Source organism: Streptomyces sp. NPDC006552, from assembly GCF_040611655.1.
In the GTDB taxonomy this organism is placed as follows: Bacteria; Actinomycetota; Actinomycetes; order Streptomycetales; family Streptomycetaceae; genus Streptomyces.
On record NZ_JBEXOS010000016.1, the window covers coordinates 50,706 to 72,423 of the forward strand.

The following is a 21,718-nucleotide window of genomic DNA, read 5'->3' on the forward strand; positions in this document are numbered from 1 at the left end:
GGCGCGCGCGACTCTGCCGATTCTTCGGTCGCTTCGTCACCCGGGCCCGCCGGGGTCATCAGGTCGGCAGGAGCGATTCCAGCCCGGGCTCGGGCTGGGAGGCGTGGGCCTGGGCTGCCATGGCGTCGAACATCTCCTGGGTGGGGCGGGCGAAGACGTATCGGCTGCCCTGGACTCCGATGGCCTGGTTGTGTTCGACATAGGGGCGCATGGCGCGTTCGTAGGCGGCGAAGGCGGTGGAGTGGTCGCCGTCGGCCGCGGCCAGTCGCGCGGCCAGGACGTAGGAGCCGACCAGGGCCTGGGAGGTGCCGCGGCCCGAGGTCGGGGCGGCGCAGTATCCGGCATCCCCGACGAGGACGACGCGGCCGGTGGACCAGGCGTCCATGCGGATCTGGACCATGGCGTCGAAGTAGAGATCGGCGGTTCTGTCCAACTCGGCCAGCAGGGCCGGGGCCTGCCAGCCCAGGTGTGCGGCGCGGGCCTTGAGGACCTTCGTCTGCGCCTTCCGGTCGCCGCGGCCGACGGGCAGCCGCTGATCGGCCTTGAACAGCAGCCCCACCCGGGCCCGCCTGGTGTCCTTGACGGTGAACACGCTCAGCGCCGCCGTCTCGCCGTCGCCGGTGGCCATGCCCTCGCCGTCGAGCCCAAGGTGGTTGTCGGCCTCCCAGTAGGCGTAATAGCAGCCCAGGTGGTGCGTGAAGGCGTCCTCGGGGCCGAAGGCCAGTCGCCGGACCGCCGAGTGTGCCCCGTCGGCGCCGATCACCAGGTCGAAGCGTTCCGGCGGGGCGTGCTCGAAGGTGACGTGCACTCCGTCGTCGTCCTGGGCCAGCGCCGTGACGGAGTCGCCGAAACGGAAGGTGACGCCGGCCTGCGCGGCGCGGTCGTGCAGGATCTCGATCAACTCGTCGATGAGAACCTCCAGTCCGCCGGCATAGAGCGCGGCCGGTATCACGGCGTACGGTTCGCCGGCGGAGTCCACCACGGTGCAGTCGCCGATACCGGTGTCGCGCTCCTTCACCCGGTCGAGTACGCCCATCCGCTCCAGCACGGTCAGGGCCGGGCCGCGGAAGTCGACCGCCTGTCCGCCGCTGCGCAGCGCCGGTGCGCGTTCGACGACCGTGGGGGCGTACCCGCGCTGCGACAGCCAGTACGCCACCGTCGATCCGGCCACCCCACCGCCGGAGACCAGCACCGTGGGCCGCTCGGCGCGTACCCCGGCGAACAGGTCGTCCTCGGGGAGCGTGACCGGGACGTGGGAGCGGGCCAGGTGGTAGTCCTCGGTGGGCCATACCTCACGCTCCACGGCGCGGTCGTGGAGCATGAACCCGGCGTTCGGGTCGATCTGTGTGGCGTGCGCCAGCAGCGCCCTGTCCCGCGTGGGGAAGTGCTCGGCGCACCGGATCCGGGTGGTGAATTCCGGCTGCTCGGCGGAGCCCGGGCCGAACTCGGCGAGCACCGCCTCCATTCCGGAGGCGATGCCGCGGGCGGTCATGCCGTCGTGGAGAGTCTGGAACCAGGCCCTGGACAGGGCGCCGTGATAGTAGAGCTTGAGCGGCTGCCAGACAGGCCCGGCCCCGGGAAAGCGGCCGGGGTCGCTCGCCGCCTCGAAGGCGGCGGTGGTGACCTGGTGCGTACGGATGTGGTCGGGGTGGGGATAGCCCCCCGTCTCGTCGTAGGTGATCAGCACATGGGGCCGGAAGTCACGGATCAGCGCCACCAGCGACGCGGTCGACTCCTCCAGCGCGGTCGCGGCGAAACAGCCGTCCGGCAGCGGCTCACCGTCCGCGGGCAGCCCGGAGTCGGTGAATCCCAGGAAGTGCTGGCGGATGCCGAGGATGTCGCGGGCGGCGGCCATCTCCGCACGACGGATCCGCGGTAGGTCGGCGCGCACCTGCGGCCGGTCCATCGCGGGGTTGAGGACGGTGCCGCGCTCGCCGCCGGTGCAGGTCACGACGAGGACGTCGGCGCCCTCGGCGGCGTACATGGCCAGCGTCGCCGCGCCCTTGCTCGACTCGTCGTCGGGGTGGGCGTGCACACTCATCAGGCGCAGGGGCTCTTCCGGGGTGACGCGCAGGTTCATGCGGTCCTCTCGTGGGTCCACTGCGCCAGGCGGCGCAGGAAGGTGTCCGTGGCGGCGGTCGGGGCGCCGGTCAGCAGGGCCAGGTGGAAGACGTGGGGGAGGTCCTCGTACAGGTCGAGGCGGGCGAGGGTGCCGGCCGCGGTCGCGGCGGCGGCCAGCCGACGGGCGTCGTCCGCGAGCACTTCGGCTCCGCCGGCGACCACCAGCAGGTCGGGCAGGCCCGACAAGTCGCCGTGGAGCGGGGACTGGGGCGCGGCGTCGGGCCGCGCCCCGGCCAGGTACCGGGTGCACGCCGTCTCCAGTGCCGCCTTGCTGATGGTGTCGCGGCCCCGGTCCGCCGTCAGGGAGGGGCTGGAGAGCGTGAGATCGGCGAGCGGGGAGAGCACGACCGCGGTGGCCGGCAGGGTGCCCCCGGCCTGCTCCAGCGCCAGCAGGGCGGACAGCACCAGGGTGGCGCCGGCCGACTCGCCGACGTGCACGATGCGGCCGGCCGGCACACCCTGCTCGATCATGCGGCGGTGTGCAGCGGCCACGTCGTGCATCGCCGCCGGATACGGGTGTGCCGGGGCGAGCCGGTAGTCGACGCCGAACACCGGGCGGCCCGTGGCCTGCGACAGCCGGTACGCGAACGCTCGTTCGGTGCGGGGTTCCGTGCCGGCGAAGCCACCGCCGTGGACGTAGAGGACGACGCCGGCCTCGCCCGGGGGTCGGCCGGAGGCGTTGGTCCACCGGCCGGGCACCCCGCCGGTGGCCGGCAGCGCGGGGGCGAGGTCGGCATCGGCGGGCAGATCCGGGATGCCGTCGGCCAGTCGGGCAAGCCGGTCGCGGACGGCGGCCGACTCGGCCGCAGTGATGCGCAGGTTCACCCGGTTCCCTTCCACTTGTTTTCCTTGGACGGACATAAAGTTAGGTGCGACCCATCTAAGAGTCAAGCATATTTTTAGGTCCGACCTAGATTAGGATGGCGGGCATGACCGCTGGACTGCGAGAACTGAAGAGGCGGCAGACCCGCCAAGCCATCTCCGACGCCGCGACGCGGCTGTTCCTGGAGTACGGCTTCGAGGCGGTGACCATCGCCGAGATCGCCATCGCCGCGCAGGTGGCCAAGATGACCATCACCAACTACTTCCCGCGCAAGGAGGACCTCGCCCTCGACTTCCACGAGACCTTCCGCGGCAGCCTCGCCGCCGCGTTCGGCTCCCGCCGCGAGGGCGAGTCCGCGCTGGCCGGCCTGCACCGCGAGTACCTGGCAGCCGTCGCACGCCATGACGCCCTCGCCGGCTTCTGCGGTCCGGACTTCGCCCGGATGGTCCTCGGCAGCCCCACCCTCGGCGCCCGCCTGCGCGAACTCCACGAACAGCGCGAGGAAGCCCTCGCCGCGGCGCTGGCCGCCGAGACCGCGGCACCCGCAGGAGCCCTCACCCCCCGGGCGGCTGCCGCTCTCCTGGCCGCGGCCCACCGCACCCTCTTCCATCACGCTCTCGACCTCGCCGCCGAGGGCCGCACGAACCGGCAGATCGCAGCCACCTTGAGCGCGGCAACCGACGAGGTCTTCGGCCTGCTCGGGCCCTCCCTCGCCGACTACGCCGTGCGCACCGCCGCGTAGCGCCCGACGGGCCCGACGGGACGGAGCGGACGCCGGGCCCGCCGGGGAGATCCGTTCCTCCGGCGTACGCGCGTCACCCTCGTCGTCCGCGAACGGGGCCGGGGCCGGTGGCGCGCGCCCCCGGACACCTACTTGGTGGCTCCCTGGGCGAAGCCGTTGTAGATGTAGCGCTGGAGGAAGAGGAAGACCAGCAGGGTCGGCAGGATGACCAGGATCGCCCCGGCCGAGATCGCCTCCCAGTGCGCGCCGAACGGCCCCTTGAAGCGGAAGAGGGCCGTCGAGATCGTCCCCTTGTCCTCGGACGGCAGATAGAGGAACGGGATGTAGAAGTCGTTGTACGTCGTGATGCCCTTGACGATGACCACGGTCGCGATCGCCGGCTTGAGCAGCGGCAGGATGATCCTGCGGTAGATGGTGAAGGTGTTCGCCCCGTCCAGCCGCGCGGCCTCGTCCAGCGACGTCGGGATCCCGCGGACGAACTGCAGGAAGATGTAGACCGAGACGATGTCGGTCCCCATGTACAGCAGGACCGGGGCCCACCGGGAGTCCACCAGCTCGAAGCCGTTGACCACCTGGAACGTCGCCACCTGCGTCGTCACGCCGGGCACGAGCGTGGCGACGAGGAAGAGCGCCAGCACCATCTTCTTGAACCGGAACTCGAAGCGGTCGATCGCGTACGCCGTCATGGAACCGATGAGCACGGTCCCGGTGAGGGAGAACACCAGGATGAACGCCGTGTTCCCGAACGCCGTCAGCAGGTGCCCGTCGCGGAAGGCCGTGGCGTAGTTGGACAGGTTGAACCAGTGATCGGGCAGGCTCAGCGCACCGCTCCCGTCGGCCACTTCGCGCGACGTCTTGAGCGAGGTCAGGAAGACGACGACGAGCGGCACGAGGACCACCAGAGAGGCGGCGACGAGCGAGAGATAGGTCAGCGCGGTGCCGAGGCCCGGCCGGCGGCGCGAGCGGGGCCGGTCGTCCGTGGTGAGCGTGGTCATACGAGGTCCACCTTGTCGTCGGGCACGAGCCGGCGCTGGATCCAGGTGACGAGCAGGATGATCAGAAGCAGCACCACGGCGCAGGCCGAGGCGAGGCCCGTCTTGTTGAACTGGAAGGCGAGCTTGACCGTCTGGATGACGAACGTCGAGGTGCCCGTCGAGCCGCCGGTCATGATGTACGGGATCTCGAAGACGGCCAGCGAGCCGGAGACCGCCAGGATGACGCTGAGGCTGAGCACCGGCCGGATGCCCGGCGCGATGATGTGCCGGAACTGCTGCCAGCGGCTCGCGCCGTCGAGCTGTGCGGCCTCGTACAGCTCGCCGGGGATCGACTGGATGGCCCCCAGGAACAGCACGAAGTTCAGGCCGGTGTACCGCCACACGGAGACGCCCGCCAGCGAGGTGTTGGCCGCCTCCGGGGTGCCGAGCCAGGCGTGGTCCCCGTCGGCGCCGACCAGGGACAGGAGCGAGTCGAGGGTGCCGCCGTCCTGGAAGAAGTAGAGGAAGACGAAGCCGATCGCCACACCGTTGATCAGGTACGGGAAGAAGAGGATGCCCTTGAAGAGGTTGCGGAACCGCAGGTCGAAGCTGAGGACCGTCGCGAAGTAGAGCGCGAGCACGATCTGCGCGGCCGACGCGGCCAGGTAGTAGAAGCTGACGAAGAAGACCCGGAACAGCTCGGGGCGGGTGAACAGCCTGACGTAGTTCTCCAGGCCGATGAAGTCCCGGTCCGGGCTCACCCCGTCCCAGTCCGTGAAGCTGTAGGAGACCATGCCGGCCACGGGGACGTACGTGAACGTGATCAGCAGGGTGAGAGGTGCGAGCAGGAAGAGCCAGGGGGTGATCCTGCGCAGGGGGTGGTCGCGCCAGGACGTGGCGCGCGGGGAGCCGGGGCGGGTGCGGCGCCGGACGGGCGCGGTGTGCCGCTTCGGTGCCGGTGGGGCTTTCGATGGGGTGACGGTCATGCGGAACGGCCCTTTCGTGGTCCGAGGCGGTGGCCGGCGGTGGGGCCCGGCCCCGGCGGGGCGGCGGCGCGGGCCCCGCACACGTGCGCGTCCGGTCAGCTCCCGGCGGCCGCCGCCGCTTCGGCCCAGCGCTTGTCCAGTTCGGCGAAGTAGCCCTGCAAGGAACCCTTCTGGGCGCCGCGCGCGAGGTCGATGAGCTTTTGCCGGTAGTCCGGCTTGGCGAGGCCGATCTCGGCGGCGTTGTCGATGGCGTTGACCTCCTCGGTCCTGGCCTCGGAACGCTCGATGAGCTTGACATCGTTGTCCTGGAAGGGCTTCAGGACCTCGGGGAAGCTCATGGCGGTCAGCGCCGAGACCCCGCCCTCCTTCGCGGCGAAGCCCGACTTCTCGGTGAACCAGTCGATCCAGGCGCGCGCGGCGGGCTTGTGGTCCGAGTGGGTGTTGACGGCCAACTGGTAGTCGGAGACCAGCGTCGCGCAGAACCGGCCGTCCTTCTGGGCCGGGAACGGCATGAAGCCGATGTCGTCCGGGTTCTCACCGGCCGCCGAGGCGGCGGCGCGCATCTGGTTGACGGCCCAGGAGCCGAGCATCATGCTGCTGATCTTTCCCTTGGCCAACTGGGTCTTGGACGCCTCCCAGTTGGTGGTCGTCGGGTCCTTCTCGGCCAGCTTGTGGTGGACGATGTCGTAGAGGAGCGTGTCGTCGACGTTGAGCTCGCTGCCGGGCCGCCACGGCTTGTCGGCCGTGGCCAGCGCGTCCCAGGCCTTGCCGTCGCAGGTGACCGAGCCGATGTTGTTGCTCCACGCGCCGCTCAGCGGCCAGCCGTCCTTGAAGTTCGTGTAGTACGTCGCGCCGGTCTTCTCCTTGACCCGTCGCAGGTCGTCGAGGAAGCGCGCCGGAGTGGTGGGCCAGTCGGTGATGCCGGCCGCCTTCCAGACGGCCTTGTTGTAGACGAAGCCGTTGGCGGTACCGAAGTTGGCGATGCCGTACGTCTTCCCCTCGACGTCCGTCTTGCCGGTGAAGCGGTAGGTCCTGGCCATCTGCGCGGTGGAGCCGAGCGGGGCGAAGAACTTCGGATAGTCGCCCTTGGCGATCACCCCGGGGATCAGCAGCACGTCCCCGTAGTTGTCGGTGTTCATCCTTATCTTCACCTCCCCCTCGTAGTCGGTGATGCCCTGGAACTTCACGGTCACCTTGGGGTACGTCGTGCGGAACGCGGCGGCGTACTTCTTCATCGTGCCGTCCTGGACGAGGTCGGTGCGGTTGGTGAGCACGGTGATGGTGCCCGACACCTTGGCCGGGTCCGACGGCGACCCGGCCGCCTCCCCCGAGGAGTCCCCTCCGCCCCCGCACCCCGTGACGGTCAGCAGTGCGGCGGCGAGCGCCATCGCGCTCAGCGGCTTCGTCCTCATGTGCCCAACTCCTTCCAAGGATTACGGCTCGGGCCCAGCGGGCTGACGGCACTATGTCAGCCGCGAATGAACCGGTAAAGGCTCGATTTCCGCCGCGATGCTCAATCGTTACCGTTCGCCACCAGGCAGTGAGCAAGTCGCGGTACTGACAGGCGTGTTGGCCGGGCTGGTGGAACGTCGTGAGGACTAGACCGGTTCACAGCTCGGAGGCTAGGTTGGCGGCGTCTCATACGAACCGGGCCCGCGTCCGTCCGATTGGAGCCGCACTATGAAGGACACCGCCCAGCTCAGCGAAGGATGGAGTCTCGACCACGACGGGACGCGCCTGGCCGCCCAGGTCCCCGGCTGCGTCCACACCGACCTGCTCGCCGCCGGCCGGATCCCGGACCCGTTCATCGGGCGCAACGAGCGGGAGATCGCGTGGGTGGGCCGCCGCGCGTGGACCTACACCCGCGACCTCGGCGCCGCGCAGACAGCCACCGGCGCGCACGAGCGGACGGACCTGGTCTTCGACGGCCTCGACACTGTCGCCCGGATCGTTCTCGACGGCGCCGAGCTGGGCCGCACCCGCAATATGCACCGCTCCTACCGGTTCGATGTCACCGGCCGCGCGGGCGAGTTGAGCGTCACTTTCGACTCCGCCTACGACGAGGCGGACGCCGTGCGCGCGACGGTGGGGGAGCGGCCCAACGCCTACCCCGAGCCGTTCCAGTACCTCCGCAAGATGGCCTGCAGCTTCGGCTGGGACTGGGGCCCGACCGTGGTGACGGCCGGCATGTGGCGCCCCGTCCGCCTCGAACACTGGTCGACGGCGCGCATCACGCGGGTCCGCCCCCTGGTCACCGTGGACGGCACGCGAGGGCGCGTGGAACTGCGCGTCGACCTCGAACGCACCGCCGCCGGCGCCGCCCGGCGGCTCACCGCGCAGGCCACGGTGGCCGGCGCGTCGGCCCGCGCCGAGACGGACGGCGACGCGCTCACGCTGGTGCTCGACGTCCCCGACGTACGCCTGTGGTGGCCACGCGGGTACGGCGAACAGCCGCTCTACGACATCGAGTTGACCCTCTTCGCCGATGACCGGCCACTCGACGGCTGGCACCGCCGCACCGGCTTTCGCACCATCGAGATCGACCGCGCCGCCGACGAACACGGCACCGGATTCACCTTCGTCGTCAACGGCACCCGGATCTTCGTACGCGGCGTGAACTGGATCCCCGACGACGTGCTGCCCTCCCGCCTCACCCCCGAGCGTTACCGCACCCGGCTCCAGCAGACCGCCGACGCCCATGCCGACCTGGTCCGCGTCTGGGGCGGCGGCATCTACGAGGACGCGGCCTTCTACGACGCCTGCGACGAACTCGGCCTCATGGTGTGGCAGGACTTCCTCTTCGCCTGCGCCGCCTATCCCGAGGAACAGCCGCTGCGGGGCGAGGTCGAGGCCGAGGCCCGCGAGAACGTCGCACGCCTGATGCCGCACCCCAGCCTCGTCGTGTGGAACGGCAACAACGAGAACCTGTGGGGCTTTCGCGACTGGGAGTGGGAGGGCGCGCTTGCCGGGAACTCCTGGGGCGAGGGGTACTACCTCGGACTGCTCCCGCGCGTCGTGGCCGAGACGGACCCGACCCGCCCCTACCTGGCGGGCAGCCCCTGGTCCGGCTCCTGGGACCACCACCCGAACGACCCCGACCACGGCACCCACCACTCGTGGGAGGTGTGGAACCGGCAGGACTACACCGCGTACCGCGCGAACGTGCCGCGCTTCGTCTCCGAGTTCGGCTGGCAGGCGCCCCCGGCCCTCGCCACCCTGCGCCGCGCCCTGCCCGGAGAGCCGCTCGCCCCGGACTCACCCGGCATGCTCCACCACCAGAAGGCCGAGGGCGGCAACGACAAGCTGAACCGCGGAGTCGCCCGCCACTTCCCCCTGCCCGAGGGCGACTTCGACCGCTGGCACTACCTCACCCAGCTCGTCCAGGCCCGCGCCGTCGCCACCGGCATCGAGCACTGGCGCGCGAACTGGCCGCGCTGCGCCGGCACCATCGTCTGGCAGATCAACGACTGCTGGCCTGTCAGCTCCTGGGCGGCGATCGACGGTGACGGCCGCCCCAAGCCGCTCTACCACGAGCTGCGCCGCCTCTACGCCGACCGCCTGCTGACCCTGCAACCCGGCGCCGACGGCCCCGAACTCGTCCTGGCCAACCAGGGCGCCACCCCATGGAGCTGCGACGTGACGCTGCGCCTGATGCGGGCCGACGGGACCCTCGCGGCGCGCGTCTCGCTCGGGCTCACCGCGCCGCCCCGCGAGGTCCTGCGGCTGCCCGTCCCGCCGGAGGTCGTACCGGCCACCGGATCGGCCAAGGAGTACCTGGTCGCCGACGCCGGTGACCTGCGCGCGCTCCACTTCGAGACGCGGGACCACGCGTTCGACTACCCCGAGCCCCGCTTCGAGATCGCCGTCGAGACCGTCGGCCGGGACCGGGATACAGTCGACGTCGTGGTGACCGCCCAGACTCTCGTACGAGACCTGCTGCTGCAGGCCGACCGCATCGCGCCCCACGCCCGGGCCGAGCGCGGACTGACCACACTGCTCCCCGGCGAGAGCACCCGTATCCGGCTGCACGGCACGGACGGCGCCGGGGCCAACGCCATCCGGGCCGCCTTCTTCTGCGTGGAACCCGCGTGAGCGCACCCACGCAGCGCGTCACCATCAAGGACGTCGCCGCCGCCGCGGGAGTTTCCAAGGGCGCGGTCTCGATCGCGTTCAACCACAAACCCGGGCTCTCCGACGCGACCCGGGAGCGGATCTTCGCGGTGGCCCGGGAGATGGGCTGGGCGCCGAACTCCTCGGCCCGCAGCCTCTCCCGGCAGACCACGGACACGGTCGGTCTCGCCCTGTGCCGCCCGGCCCGGCTCCTCGGTCTCGAACCGTTCTACATGGAGTTCATCTCCGGCATCGAGAGCGTGCTGGCCGAGCGCTCCTGCTCCCTGCTCCTGCGCCTGGTCAGCAGCAGGCAGGAGGAGATCGAACTGCAGCAGACGTGGTGGCGCGAGCGGCAGGTCGGCGGCTCGGTCCTGGTCGACTTCGACCGGGACGACCCGCGGATCGAGCCGCTGAAGAAGCTGGGCATGCCCGCCGTGGCGGTCGGACACCCCGACCTGACCGGCGGCATGCCGTCCGTGTGGACCGACGACGCCACCGCCATGGCCGAAGCCGTTCGCTATCTGGCCGCCCTCGGCCACCGGCGGATCGGCCGGGTCGGCGGGCCCGAGGCGCTGGGCCACAGCGCCATCCGCGAGGAGGCGTTCCGGCGGACGGCGGAGTCCCTGGGGCTCGACGGTTCGCTCCAGGTGGCGTCCGGCTTCGCGGGGGAGGAGGGGGCGCGGGCCACCCGGTCGCTGCTGCTGCGCGCGGAGCGGCCCACCGCCATCGTCTACGACAACGACATCATGGCGGTCGCCGGGCTCGGCGTCGCCGCCGAGATGAACGTCTCCGTGCCGGCCGAGCTGTCCCTGCTGGCCTGGGACGACTCGCAGCTGTGCCGGCTGACACATCCGACCCTGTCCGCGATGAGCCACGACGTGCACGGGTTCGGCGCGGACGTGACGCGGGTGCTCTTCGACCTCATCGAGGGACGGACGGTCACCTCCCACCCCGTGCCCATGCCGTCCCTGACCCCCCGCGCCTCCACGGCGGCGCCGCGCCCGCGCCGCCCCTGACCGGTCGGCACGGCCGAGGTGGCCCGCCTCTCGGGGGCGGGCCACCTCGCCGTCCCCTACGGCAGCTGCACCTCACCCTGGTTGAGGACGCGTGGGTGGAAGTAGCCGGCCTGGAGCTCGGCGTTGCTGTTGTTCCCGCGCAGCTGCTCCGACCACATCATGAAGTAGGCCCAGCGGGTCTGGCCCTCCAGCAGGGACGCGTTCGGGATCTTGCCCATCTCGGCGAGCGCGATCGGCTTGCCGGCCGCGATGGCCTGGAGCTGCTGGTAGTCGGCGGTGCTCGGGTAGTTCTTGTACCAGACGTCGAGGGACGCGACGTCGACGTAGCCGGCGCCCGGGTAGTAACCGGCCCAGCCGCCCGCCGGGTTGTCCTGCACGTTCCACACCCAGATCAGGTTGGTCAGGCCCTTGGCCTCCAGGTAGTCATGGGTGATCCGGTAGAGCTTCGCGCTCCCGTCCGCCCCCGGGCGGTGGCCCCACCAGTTCCAGCTCTCGTTCATCTCGTGCAGCGGCCGGAACAGGACGGGCACCCCCGCCGCCTTCAGTTGCTGCAAGTACGGGACCGCCTCGTCGAGCCGGCGCTTCCACGCGGTGTTCAGGGCCGTGCCGTCGGTCACGACCTGGGTGAACTGCGCGTCCGAGATGGTGGACTTGACGCCGCCCTCGAACGCGCACGAACTGCCCATCGTCGGCGGGCAGACGTGCCAGGTCAGCGCCACCAGCGAGCCGTTGGCCCACTCGGTCTTCGCCTGGTCGATCACCCGCTGCCGGGCGGCCACGTCGGCGGCGTTGAACATCAGGTCGCCGCCCCACAGGCCCGGGTACTGGCCCGTGACGTCCTTGACCTGCTGGGTGTACTGGCCCGGATTGCTCGCCGGCTCCTTGTTGTGCTGGCCGGAGACGATGTGCGAGCCGCTGATCGAGCGCAGGTAGTCGATCACCTGCTGCCTGGACCGGCCGGGGAACGCCTGCGCGTCGGGGGCCAGGGCGAGCGCCACGAGCGCGGCGGCGAGGAGGGCGACGAGCGGCGCCAGCGCGCGCGTCCGCGGCAGCGGAGTTCTGGGCATGGGGGTCCCTTCCGTCAGGGGGTGGGGTGCCTGGACCGTGCTGGCGGGCCACTCTGCACACCCCGGACAACGATGTCCAGGAGGTGAGCAAGTTAAGTAAAGGGCCAGTAATATGGCGGATCCGTCCGTGCAGGGCCGGTGGACAGTGCGCTCAACCGGTCTACGCTGACGGGCTCATGAGCCCCCATCAGGTGACCATCAAGGATGTCGCGGTACGTGCCGGGGTCTCCCGGGCGGCCGTCTCCCTTGCGGTCCATGGCAAGCCGGGGATCTCCGCCCCGACGCGGGCCCGGATCCTGGCGGCCGCCGGGGCGCTGGGGTGGCAACCGGCGCCGGGCCACCCGGAGACGGGCACGATCGGGTTCGTCATCCGCAGGCCCGCCCACCAACTCGGCCTGGAACCCTTCTACATGGAGTTCATCTCGGGGTTGCAGAGCGAGGTCTCGGCCCGCTCCGGCGCCCTTCTGCTGCGCCTGGTGCGGACCCTGGACGAGGAGATCGACCTGCAGCGCCACTGGTGGCGGACCCGGCGGATCGCCGGCTCGGTCCTGGTCGATTTCCGCGCCTACGACCCACGCGGCCCGCTGCTCGCCCGGATCGGGCTCCCGGCCGTCGCGGTCGCCCATCCCTCGCTGACCGGGCCGTTCCCCGCGCTGTGGACCGATGACGCCGCCGCGGTCAGGGCGGCCGTGCGCTACCTGGCCGCGCTCGGCCACCGGGCCATCGCCCGGGTCGGGGGCGCCCCCGACCTCGGCCACAGCACGATCCGCCGCGCCGCGTTCCGCGCGGCGATGCGGGAAGCGGGGCTGGACGCGGACCGGCAGCGGGACACGGACTTCTCCGGAGCGGCGGGGGCCCGGGCCACCCGCTCGCTGCTGACCGCCGAGCGGCCGCCCACGGCGATCGTCTACGACAACGACCTGATGGCCGTCGCCGGACTGTCCGTCGCGGCCGAGCTGGGGCTGCGAGTGCCCGCCGATCTCTCCCTGCTGGCCTGGGACGATTCCCAGCTGTGCCGGCTGACGCACCCGGCGCTCTCCGCGATGAGCCACGACATCCACGCCTTCGGAGCCGAGGTCGCCCGCGCTCTCTACGGCGTCCTGGCAGGGGACCGCCTCGCGGCCCGACCGGTACCGACCCCGACGCTGATCCCGCGCGGTTCCACGGCGCCCCCCGGCTGAGAACGGCGCGGGGGCGGTCTGACACTCCCCAGTGATAATGACCGCCCCCGCAGCGCATCCTCGAAGGGAGTGTCCCCGAAAGCGCCCCTCAATCCTGTGCGGAAGCCTCCACATATGTGGCGCTGATCACTGTGCGCGCGCCGCGGCGGAGGCGCCCGCGAGGACGGAAATCCCGCTCGGCCACCTGCCGGCGCGTTGTACTCTCGCCCCTCATGAGCTGGTTGCCTGACGACTTCGTCCACCCTGTCCACGTGCCGGTGCCCGCCACCCCGTTCCACCTGCGGCCCATCCGGGAGGCGGACGCGGCGATCGACTACCCGGCCGTGATGGGCTCCCGGGAGCGCCTGTTCGCGATCTACGGCCCGGCCTGGGGCTGGCCCGCGCAGACGATGACGTACGAAGCGGACCGCGCCGACCTCCGCCGCCACGAGCAGGAGATCATCGCCCACCAGTCGTTCAACTACGCCCTGCTGAACGAGGAGGAGACGGTCCTGCTCGGCTGCGTCTACATCGACCCGCCCGAGCGGGCCGGCGCCGACGCCGAGATCTCCTGGTGGGTGGTGGACGAACTCCTCGGCACGCCGGCGGAGCGTGCGCTCGACGCGCTGGTGCCCGACTGGATCGCCGCGCAGTGGCCGCTCCGGCAGCCGCGTTACGTGGGCCGTGACCTCAGCTGGCAGGAGTGGCTCGCGCTGCCGCCGCTCCCCTGAACCCGCCTCGGCCGCGCCGGTCCGGGTCTCATTCGTACATGACGTAGGAGGGGCGCGGGGTCAGCGCCAGGACCTCGTCCGGTGTCATCAGGCGGCCGCCGCCCTCGGTGTCCTCCTTGAAGAAGAGCTTGAAACCGGTGTGCAGGTGGGGCGGCATCGCGTCGACCAACTGCTTCCAGGTGTCCCGCTTGAGCCGCGGCGAGCCGATCCCGTCGGCGCTCTTCACGACGGCGACCCCCTGCGGGACCTTCAACCGGTGTTCGTCCCTGACCACCGACGCGGCGACCTGGTGGTAGACGAATGCCTTCTCCGGGAGGTCGTGTGCGTCGACGAGCGAGGCGAGATAGGCGGCGATGCGGGTGAGTTCGGCGCCGCTGGTGTGGCCGTAGCTGTCGCCCGGCACCTGACCCGCGCTCATCTCCCACTCCGGGTCCAGGGCGATGCCGACGTCCGGGTGGACGAGCCACTTCTCCAGCGCCTTCACCTCGTCCAGGGCCGCGGCCCGGCCCGGCTGGACGTTCAGCAGGAGCAGTGCCTTGTGGGCGCGGGCCGCCTCGTGGAAGGTGCGGATCGTCCGGTCCGGGACGCGGGTGCGGTACGTGCCGTCGGACCCGGCGCCGGAGTTGGCGACCGCGGCGAGCAGTTCGAGCACGGGCAGCACGGTGCGGCCGTCCGCGTAGGCGCGGCCCCGGCGTTCGATCTCCGCGATGCGGTCGTCGAGATCGCCGGTACCGAGCCGGCCGAGAGCGGCGGCCCCGGGCAGCCCGCAGAAGCCGACGAGCCGGTGCTCGGGAAAGAGCCGGCGTCCGCCGCGAGGCAGCTCCGGACGGCGGCGGGTGGCCCTGGGGGAGGGGGAGCGCGAGGCGCGGGCCGAGGAGGCGGGCGAGGTGCGGGCCGCGGGCTGCGGACCGGCGGCGCCGCCGCCCTCGGCGCCGGAGGCACCGCAGCCGGCCGCGAGGGTGGCGGCGCCCGCGGCCCCGGCGGCGAAGAAGGCGCGGCGGCGCACGCTCCCCGGGACCGCGTCCGTACCGTCGCTGTGGCTGCCGCTTCCGCCGTGGCTGTCGCCGTGGCCGTCCGTCCGCATCACGCCTCCTGTCCGCCGCTGCTTCGCCGCGCGCCCGCGACACTCGGGTGATCAGCGTGCAGGGGGTGCCTTGCCGCGGGGCGGAGGCGCGAAACGTACGCGTATCCGTCAGGCGCGGCCCGATTCCGCCCGCGTGACATCCCTCCAAGGCCCATCCTGGTGACGCGGTGGCACCTGACGGCGTGGCAGCGTCCTGCCCCGACCCGCCCTGACCAGCATGTGCGGGACCTCTGGCAGTGGCCGAGGGCGTCGACGGGAAAGAGGGAACGGTGCAGATCGGTTACAAGCTGGCCGCGGAGGCGTTCGGCCCCGCCGAACTGGTGCGTCAGGCCGTGCTCGCCGAACAGGCCGGGTTCGACTTCGTGGAGATGAGCGACCACTACCACCCCTGGCTGGACGTGCAGGGACACTCACCCTTCGCCTGGACCGTGTTCGGGACGATCGCCGCGAAGACCGACCGCATCGGACTGGCGACCGGCGTGACCTGCCCGACCGTCCGCTACCACCCCGCGATCATCGCGCAGGCGGCCGCCACGCTGGCCCTGCTCTCGGACGGCCGCTTCACGCTCGGCGTGGGATCGGGCGAGCGGCTCAACGAGCACGTCACCGGCGAAGGGTTCCCCAACTCCGTACCGGAGCGCCACGCCAGGATGCGAGAGGCGCTGGAGATCATCCGGCTGCTCTGGAGCGGCGGCTACCACTCGTACCACGGCCGGTACTTGAAGCTGGACGATGCCCGGGTCTTCGACCTGCCGCAGGAGCCACCGGTCATCGCCGTCGCGGCCGGCGGCCCGCTCGCCGCCCGGATCGCGGCGGAGCTGGGCGACGGCCTCTTCGCGACCGACGCGGAGAGCGAGATCGTCTCCGCCTACCGTGCGGCCGGCGGGAACGGGCCCCGCTACGCCGAGGTCCCCATGGCGTGGGCCCCCGACGAGGAGACGGCCGCGCAGGCGGCGCTGAAGACCTCCCGGTGGGCGGTGACCGGCTGGAAGGTGATGAGCGAACTGCCCAACCCGGCCAACTTCGAGGCGGCCACGACCACCGTCCGCACGGAGGACATCCTCGGCCAGTTCGCGTGCGGGTCCGACCCCGCGCGCTTCGTCGAGGTCGCGCAGCCCTTCGTGGACGCGGGCTTCGACCGGCTGGTGATGCAGAATGCCGGCCCCGACCCCGACGGATTCATCGACTTCTACCAACGGGAACTGGACCAGCGCCTGCGCGCACTGCGCCCCTCCGCGTAGCCCCCGCGTCAGCCGCGACGGCCGGTGGCGGAGGCGAAGCCCAGCCAGGTGTGCCGGTTGCCCGCCCAGCACCAGCCGAGCTTGGGGGCGTTCCGCCGCTCGCGGCCGTCCCGCCCTGTGCCGTTGCTGATCCACAGGGCCGGGGTACGGGCGTCCAGCGCGCCCCCGGCCTTGCGGAGCCGGGAGCCGATGGTCATGAAGCAGTGGTTGCGTTCGAGGGCGGCGGGTTGTTGCAGCACCCAGTGGACGCCCTCGCTGAGCAGCAACGGGGTGCGGCCCGTCGCGGTGAGTGCGGGAAGCGCCTCGTCCGGGCTCCAGTTGGCCATCCGGTCGCCGCGGTCGACCCCGGTCAGCAGGTAGAACGGTGCGTCGGGCAGCTCGATCCCGTCCAGCGGCGCGAAGAGATCGACGTCCGGCATGTCGGTGACGACGAAGCCGGGCTTGTCGTCGCGGCGGAGCAGCGGGGCGAGAGCAGAGGCGGGGGCGTGCCGCGGATGGACGGTGAGCAGGGCGCCGGCGCCGTCCGCGGTGTTCACGGTCGGCCCGGCGTTCTCGGCGAAGGTACGCAGGTCGGTCGCGGGCAGTCCCGCGATCTCGTGCACCCCCAGCTCGATCAGCCGGTCGGCCTGCGCGCGCAGGGAAGGCAGCGTGGGACGGGTGTCCGGGGTGGTGGGTGTGGAGTCGGGCACGTTCTCTCCCCAGGGCCGACTGGTGGTCGGGTCCGTGAACGAAGCGGACCGCGCCAAGGTTCCCGAGTCGGCCCCGGTGCAGATCTGGATGAGCGTCAGAACGCTATGAGCGTCCAGATGTTATGCGCGTCAGAACATGATGAGCAGCCGCGTATGCGGTTTGAGCTTCCGATTCACCGAACGGCTCTGCACGTAGACCTCCAGCCGGGGATTGTTGCCCGCCTTCACCGAGACCGTTCCCTGAATTCCCGTGCCGAAGAGGAGATTGCGTGCGGCGTCACCCGTATAAGCGCGGTCGGTGTCCTTCTCGACCACGATGACTTCTTTGTTCGGCTGGACCTGGGCGCGGGCTCCCAATTGGTAATAGCAGGCGCCGCGTTCGTAGGTCACGCCCGGGTGCGAGTTCACAAAAGGCCGAATCTCGATCTCCTTGTCGACCTTCAGGAGGCGGTACCTGTCCGCCGGAATGGGTTCGAGGCTGGCCCGCACCTCGTCGACCGATATGTCCTGGCCGACCGCGAACAGGTTCTTGGTGCCGCGCACGCCCTGCTCGCGCCCGCGCAGGAAGCTGGTGGCGGCCGCGCGCACCGTGCCGATGGCCTCTTCGACGCCCTTCTGGGAGTCCGCGTCCCAGATCGCGATGTTCCCCGCCGGGAAGCCGTAGTTCTGCGCGGTCCGCTTGGCCAGGGAGTTCGGCACCAGGATCGCGGAGGTCCAGTGGCCGGGCAGGCCGCCCATCCGCGTCGTGATCCGCTCCAGCCACGGCCCGAGGACGGCCATGTCCCCGTCGTGCCGGCGGTCGCCCCCCGACGCGTTCTCCTCGCCGTCCGTCACCACGATCTGGAGGAAGCTGTGCTCGCCGTACTCCTCCCAGATGTGTCCCAGGTCGTCCAGGGATTTCACCGAGGCCTCGATGAGAGCCGTCGCGCCATTGTTCACCTGATACAGCCCCCGCATGGACGGCAGGTGCTTCACGTCCATGTCCCACACCAGGTTCTCCACCCGGTGGTCGAAGGAGTAGAGGCTGATCCGGGTCTCGTGGCCCAGGCTGTCGGATTCGGCCTTCAGACCCGCGACGAACTCGTCCACCACCCGCACCAGTTGATTCTGGTGCGGCCGCATGGAACCCGAACAGTCCACCACCAGCGCGACGTGATTCACCTTGTGCTGAATCCTGTTTGCGGACACGATTCGCTCCCCCTCCGAAGCTTCCCGAGTGATGTATTCACCCTAGGGGGAGGCACTGACAATGGGCCGGGAGCCGCCGTTCGCTCCGACGACCGTGCGGTCACTCAGCCACTCCCTCGGGACGCCCGGTGGTGGCCGTCGCCGTCGGTGGGAGACTGGAACGGTGACGGACGACAGCGAACGGCAGATCGAACAGCGCCTGGAGCGGGCGATCGGTGCCTTGCTGGACCGCCGTGCTCCCACCTCGTCGATCTGCCCGTCCGACGCCGCGCGCGAGGTGTACGAGGGTGAGGACGACGGCTGGCGCGAGCTGATGGAGCCCGCCCGCCGCGCCGCCCGGCGCCTCGCCACGGCCGGCGAGGTGGAGATCACCCAGGGCGGCCACCCCGTCACGACGGCCGGGGTCCGCGGCCCGATCCGGATCCGCCGGCCCCGCTGAGACCCGGGCACCCGCGGGCCGGCCCCGGCCTAACCCGTGACGGCGACCGTCACCCCCGCTGCGAGCAGCAGAGCCACATAAGTCCAGGCGTGCAGCGCATCGGGGATGCGCGGCGGGCGCCTGCGTACCAGTACCACCAGCGGCACCGACCCCGCGAGCAGCGCGAGCGCGGACACCACATCCACCGAGCCGACCAGCCCCGCGGCGGCGGGCGCGTGCCCGCGCAGCAGCAGGGAGACCAGCAGGGCGGGGGCGACGATGACGAGGGTGAGCGGGTTCGCCAGCATGGCGGCGACGGGCATCGAGGCGCCCGCGCGGCGCATCAGCGGGACCGTCATCACGCTGCCGCCCACACCGAGGAAGGACGCGACACCGCCGATGGGCAGGCCGAGCGCCGTCGGCACCCCTCGCGCGTGCCCGGTCCGGGAAGCGGGCCGCCTGAGGAAACCCGGCCGCGCGAGCAGATCGACGACGGTCACCGCGACGTAGAGCACGAACCCCCAGCGGAGCGCCGCGCCCGGCGTGAACCGGGCGGCGGCCGCGCCGAGCCCCCCGCCCGCCGCGAGCGAGGCGAACAGCGCGGCGCGGCCCCGCAGGCGCGCCAGCACCTCGCGCCGGGTGGCGAGCGTGGCCACCACCGCGTTGACCAGCATCACCAGGGCGGAGGTCGCGGTGGCGACGCGCACCGCGTCACCGCCGAGCGCGGCATCCGCCACGGTGATCACGGGGACGGTCACGAAACCACCGCCGAAGCCGAAGAGGACGGTGGTCACCCCGACGAGCAGACCGACGAGGAGGAGGACGAGAACAGACACGAGTACGGACACCCGACGATTGCACCGTGCCGACCAGCTGACCAGCAATCGATGGTCTGCCGAAAACCTTCGCGTCTCAGCCACAGTCACCTACACTGCCCGGATGCGCAACGCCTCCATCGACGACCTCGACCGCCTGCCCGTGGACGTGCTGCCCGTCGGCGTCGACTATCCGGCGGACTTCCAGCTCGTGCGGCACGCGCACCGCCGGGCGCAGTTCCTCTACGGGGCGAGCGGGGTGATGCGGGTGGAGACCGACGAGGGCTCGTGGACCGTCCCCGCCGACCGCGGCGTCCTCATCCCGCCGACCGTGCCGCACGAGGTCCGCATGCTCGGCGTCTCCACCTGGAGCCTCTACATCGAACCGGACGCCGTGCCGTGGTGGCCCGCCACCTGCACGGTCATCGAGGTCGGCCCCCTGCTGCGCGAGCTGCTGCGCGCGGCCGACGACCTCGACGCGCACTACGACACGGCGGGCCGCGACGGCGCCCTCGTCCGCCTCGCCCTGCACGAACTGCGCCGGATGACGCCCGTGCCCTTCGCCGTCTCACTGCCCCGCGACGAGCCGTTCCGCGCGCTGTGCCGCGCCTACCTGGCCGCGCCCGACGCCACGCTGACGAACACGGACTGGGCGCGCGCGGCGGCGATGAGCACCCGCACCTTCGACCGCCGCTTCCGCGCGCTGACCGGGACCGGCCCCGCGACCTGGCGGGCGCGGGCGCGGCTGCTGGCGAGCCTGCCGCTGCTGGCCACCGAGAGCGTGACCGCGGTCGCCGCCCGCCTCGGCTACGCCTCGCCCGCCGCGTTCACTGCCGCCTTCTCCCGGGCCTTCGGCTCACCCCCGTCACACTTCAGGTGAGGCGGCCGGACCGGCCGGCCGGGGGTGCTGCCCGGGGCCCTCGTGGTAGTCGGCGAGGCGGCTGGGCGACAGGTCCGTCGGGTCCTCGCCGGTCTCCAAGAGAGTGTCGGCGGGGCCGATGACGAGCGGGTCGGCCTTGCCCACCGCGGCCTCGTCCCGGGACTCGTAGTCGAACCGCAGCAGGAGGTGGCGCATGGCCTCCAGCCGGCCGCGGCGCTTGTCGTTCGTCTTCACCACGGTCCACGGGGCGTGGCCGGTGTCCGTCGCCCGGAACATCTCCACCTTCGCGCGCGTGTAGGCGTCCCACAGGTCCAGCGAGGCGACATCGGTCGGTGAGAGCTTCCACTGACGGACGGGGTCGACCTGGCGGATGGCGAACCGCGTGCGCTGTTCGGCGCGGGAGACGGAGAACCAGAACTTGATCAGGACGATGCCGTCGTCGGTGAGCATCTGCTCGAACAGCGGCGCCTGCTCCAGGAACTGCTGGTGCTGCCGGGGCGTGCAGAAACCCATCACCGGCTCGACCCCGGCGCGGTTGTACCAGGAGCGGTCGAAGAAGACGATCTCACCGGCGCTCGGCAGGTGCGCCACGTAGCGCTGGAAGTACCACTGGCCCGCCTCCCGCTCGGAGGGCTTGTCCAGCGCGACCACGCGCGCGCCACGCGGGTTGAGCCGCTCCGTGAAGCGTTTGATGGTGCCGCCCTTGCCCGCCGCGTCGCGCCCCTCGCAGAGGATCACGACGCGCTGTCCCCGGTCGCGGACCGTCTTCTGCAACTTGAGCAGTTCGATCTGCAAAAGACGCTTGCCGCGCTCGTACTCCTTGCGGCCGAGCTTCTTGGTGTAGGGGTAGTTCTCCTGCCACGTGCGCAGGGGGCCGCCCTCCTCGTCGAGCAGGACCGGGCGCTCCGGCTGGGAGTCGTCGACCCACAGCCCGTCGAGAAGCGTCTTCTCCTCGTCCTTGCCGCTCAACGTGGTCTCCTCAAGTACGGCGATGCGGGTGCGGTCAGCTGCACTGCAGGTCATACCCCGTCATAGCCGCCACAAAAGAAAGGGTCAGCCGGCTCCGAGGCCGCTGACCCAGTCGTCGACGCCGACGACCTCCGCCCACTGCGGGAACAGGCGCTCCACGAGGACCCGGTGCACGACCGGGTCGGGGTCCAGGCAGGCGTCCGCGAGGACCGTCAGGCCGAGGTCCAGGTCGTTGGCCTGGCACACGGTGGACAGCACCACGGCACTGGTGGCGATGCCGGTGAGGACGAGGCTGTCGATGCCGCGAGCGCGCAGTACGACATCGAGATCGCTGCCGGAGAACGCGCTCGCCCGGCGCTTGGTGACCACCACGTCGCCGGGCCGGGGCGCGACCGCGGGATGGATGCCGGTGCCGGGCGCCCCCTCCACGTAGAGGCCCTCCCGGGCGATCGCGGCGAGCGGCTTGTTGCGCGTGCCGACCTCGGGAAAACCGGGGCGCAGCGCGATGACCACGTAGATCACCGGGATCTCGGCCGCCCGGGCGGCGTCGATGGCCCGGCGCAGCCGGGGCAGGTACCCGGAGCCGTCGTCCACGGCGTCCACGATGGCCTGTTGGACGTCCATCACCAGCAGGGCGCTGCTCATCTCGGCTCCAGAACACGGTGGGGCGACGGGTGGGCCGCGGTCGGCTCGGACGCCGGAAT

Annotated in this window: 20 protein-coding genes; 8 read left to right on the forward strand and 12 right to left on the reverse strand. The window is 71.4% G+C overall.

Going from position 1 to position 21,718, the window contains the following annotated elements:
- Nucleotides 1-58: 58 nt before the first annotated feature.
- Nucleotides 59-2,080, reverse strand: a complete 2,022-nt coding sequence (gene mca / locus ABZY33_RS12720; protein WP_356491536.1) for a mycothiol conjugate amidase Mca — start codon at nt 2,078-2,080, stop codon at nt 59-61.
- Complete coding sequence (locus ABZY33_RS12725; protein ID WP_356491537.1) at nt 2,077-2,961, reverse strand: alpha/beta hydrolase; 885 nt, start codon at nt 2,959-2,961, stop codon at nt 2,077-2,079. Before ABZY33_RS12725 ends, mca begins: the two co-directional genes overlap by 4 nt.
- Nucleotides 2,962-3,050: 89 nt before the next feature.
- On the opposite strand from ABZY33_RS12725, the gene ABZY33_RS12730 reads away from it, so the two are divergent.
- Complete coding sequence (locus ABZY33_RS12730) at nt 3,051-3,686, forward strand: helix-turn-helix domain-containing protein (RefSeq protein WP_356491538.1); 636 nt, start codon at nt 3,051-3,053, stop codon at nt 3,684-3,686.
- 128 nt (nt 3,687-3,814) lie between these two features.
- On the opposite strand, the gene ABZY33_RS12735 is transcribed toward ABZY33_RS12730, so the two are convergent.
- From ABZY33_RS12735 to ABZY33_RS12745, 3 genes are all read right to left on the reverse strand, one after another.
- Nucleotides 3,815-4,681 (reverse strand): carbohydrate ABC transporter permease, encoded by an 867-nt coding sequence (locus ABZY33_RS12735; RefSeq protein ID WP_356491539.1) that lies wholly within the window; start codon nt 4,679-4,681, stop codon nt 3,815-3,817.
- Nucleotides 4,678-5,646, reverse strand: coding sequence for a sugar ABC transporter permease (locus tag ABZY33_RS12740; protein ID WP_356491540.1), 969 nt, complete (start codon nt 5,644-5,646; stop codon nt 4,678-4,680). The genes ABZY33_RS12735 and ABZY33_RS12740 overlap by 4 nt, the downstream gene beginning before the upstream one ends.
- A gap of 95 nt (nt 5,647-5,741) precedes the next feature.
- On the reverse strand, nt 5,742-7,058 hold the full coding sequence (locus ABZY33_RS12745; protein WP_356491541.1) for an extracellular solute-binding protein: 1,317 nt from the start codon (nt 7,056-7,058) through the stop codon (nt 5,742-5,744).
- Between the two features lie 268 nt (nt 7,059-7,326).
- Between ABZY33_RS12745 and ABZY33_RS12750 the strand changes: the two genes are divergently transcribed.
- Complete coding sequence (locus ABZY33_RS12750; RefSeq protein WP_356491542.1) at nt 7,327-9,738, forward strand: glycoside hydrolase family 2 protein; 2,412 nt, start codon at nt 7,327-7,329, stop codon at nt 9,736-9,738.
- Entirely contained in the window at nt 9,735-10,772 is a 1,038-nt protein-coding gene (locus ABZY33_RS12755) for a LacI family DNA-binding transcriptional regulator (RefSeq protein WP_356491543.1), read from the forward strand. The genes ABZY33_RS12750 and ABZY33_RS12755 overlap by 4 nt, the downstream gene beginning before the upstream one ends.
- Nucleotides 10,773-10,828: 56 nt before the next feature.
- Here the strand turns inward: ABZY33_RS12755 and ABZY33_RS12760 are convergent, their stop codons facing one another.
- Nucleotides 10,829-11,839, reverse strand: a complete 1,011-nt coding sequence (locus tag ABZY33_RS12760) for a glycosyl hydrolase (protein ID WP_356491544.1) — start codon at nt 11,837-11,839, stop codon at nt 10,829-10,831.
- 176 nt (nt 11,840-12,015) lie between these two features.
- Between ABZY33_RS12760 and ABZY33_RS12765 the strand changes: the two genes are divergently transcribed.
- The gene (locus ABZY33_RS12765; protein ID WP_356491545.1) at nt 12,016-13,020 is read left to right on the forward strand and encodes a LacI family DNA-binding transcriptional regulator; all 1,005 of its coding nucleotides are present in this window, start codon (nt 12,016-12,018) and stop codon (nt 13,018-13,020) included.
- A gap of 212 nt (nt 13,021-13,232) precedes the next feature.
- On the forward strand, nt 13,233-13,730 hold the full coding sequence (locus tag ABZY33_RS12770) for an N-acetyltransferase (protein ID WP_356491546.1): 498 nt from the start codon (nt 13,233-13,235) through the stop codon (nt 13,728-13,730).
- A gap of 28 nt (nt 13,731-13,758) precedes the next feature.
- Here ABZY33_RS12770 and ABZY33_RS12775 read toward each other — a convergent pair whose 3' ends face one another.
- Entirely contained in the window at nt 13,759-14,814 is a 1,056-nt protein-coding gene (locus ABZY33_RS12775) for a hypothetical protein (RefSeq protein WP_356491547.1), read from the reverse strand.
- 269 nt (nt 14,815-15,083) lie between these two features.
- On the opposite strand from ABZY33_RS12775, the gene ABZY33_RS12780 reads away from it, so the two are divergent.
- Entirely contained in the window at nt 15,084-16,055 is a 972-nt protein-coding gene (locus ABZY33_RS12780; protein ID WP_356491548.1) for a TIGR03557 family F420-dependent LLM class oxidoreductase, read from the forward strand.
- An 8-nt stretch (nt 16,056-16,063) separates the two neighbouring features.
- Here ABZY33_RS12780 and ABZY33_RS12785 read toward each other — a convergent pair whose 3' ends face one another.
- Both ABZY33_RS12785 and ABZY33_RS12790 read right to left on the reverse strand, forming a co-directional pair.
- Nucleotides 16,064-16,744, reverse strand: a complete 681-nt coding sequence (locus tag ABZY33_RS12785; protein WP_356491549.1) for a DUF5701 family protein — start codon at nt 16,742-16,744, stop codon at nt 16,064-16,066.
- A gap of 129 nt (nt 16,745-16,873) precedes the next feature.
- Nucleotides 16,874-17,932: a vWA domain-containing protein gene (locus ABZY33_RS12790; RefSeq protein WP_356491550.1), complete on the reverse strand. Its 1,059-nt coding sequence runs from the start codon at nt 17,930-17,932 to the stop codon at nt 16,874-16,876.
- 163 nt (nt 17,933-18,095) lie between these two features.
- Here ABZY33_RS12790 and ABZY33_RS12795 point away from each other — a divergent pair, with 163 nt between their 5' ends.
- Nucleotides 18,096-18,371, forward strand: a complete 276-nt coding sequence (locus tag ABZY33_RS12795) for a DUF3253 domain-containing protein (RefSeq protein WP_356491551.1) — start codon at nt 18,096-18,098, stop codon at nt 18,369-18,371.
- A gap of 29 nt (nt 18,372-18,400) precedes the next feature.
- On the opposite strand, the gene ABZY33_RS12800 is transcribed toward ABZY33_RS12795, so the two are convergent.
- Complete coding sequence (locus ABZY33_RS12800) at nt 18,401-19,186, reverse strand: sulfite exporter TauE/SafE family protein (protein WP_356491552.1); 786 nt, start codon at nt 19,184-19,186, stop codon at nt 18,401-18,403.
- A 103-nt stretch (nt 19,187-19,289) separates the two neighbouring features.
- On the opposite strand from ABZY33_RS12800, the gene ABZY33_RS12805 reads away from it, so the two are divergent.
- On the forward strand, nt 19,290-20,045 hold the full coding sequence (locus ABZY33_RS12805) for a helix-turn-helix transcriptional regulator (protein WP_356491553.1): 756 nt from the start codon (nt 19,290-19,292) through the stop codon (nt 20,043-20,045).
- Here the strand turns inward: ABZY33_RS12805 and ppk2 are convergent.
- On the reverse strand, nt 20,031-21,068 hold the full coding sequence (gene ppk2, locus ABZY33_RS12810) for a polyphosphate kinase 2 (protein ID WP_356491554.1): 1,038 nt from the start codon (nt 21,066-21,068) through the stop codon (nt 20,031-20,033). The genes ABZY33_RS12805 and ppk2 overlap by 15 nt on opposite strands.
- A gap of 30 nt (nt 21,069-21,098) precedes the next feature.
- Nucleotides 21,099-21,659, reverse strand: a complete 561-nt coding sequence (locus ABZY33_RS12815; RefSeq protein WP_356491555.1) for an isochorismatase family cysteine hydrolase — start codon at nt 21,657-21,659, stop codon at nt 21,099-21,101.
- Nucleotides 21,660-21,718: the final 59 nt, after the last annotated feature.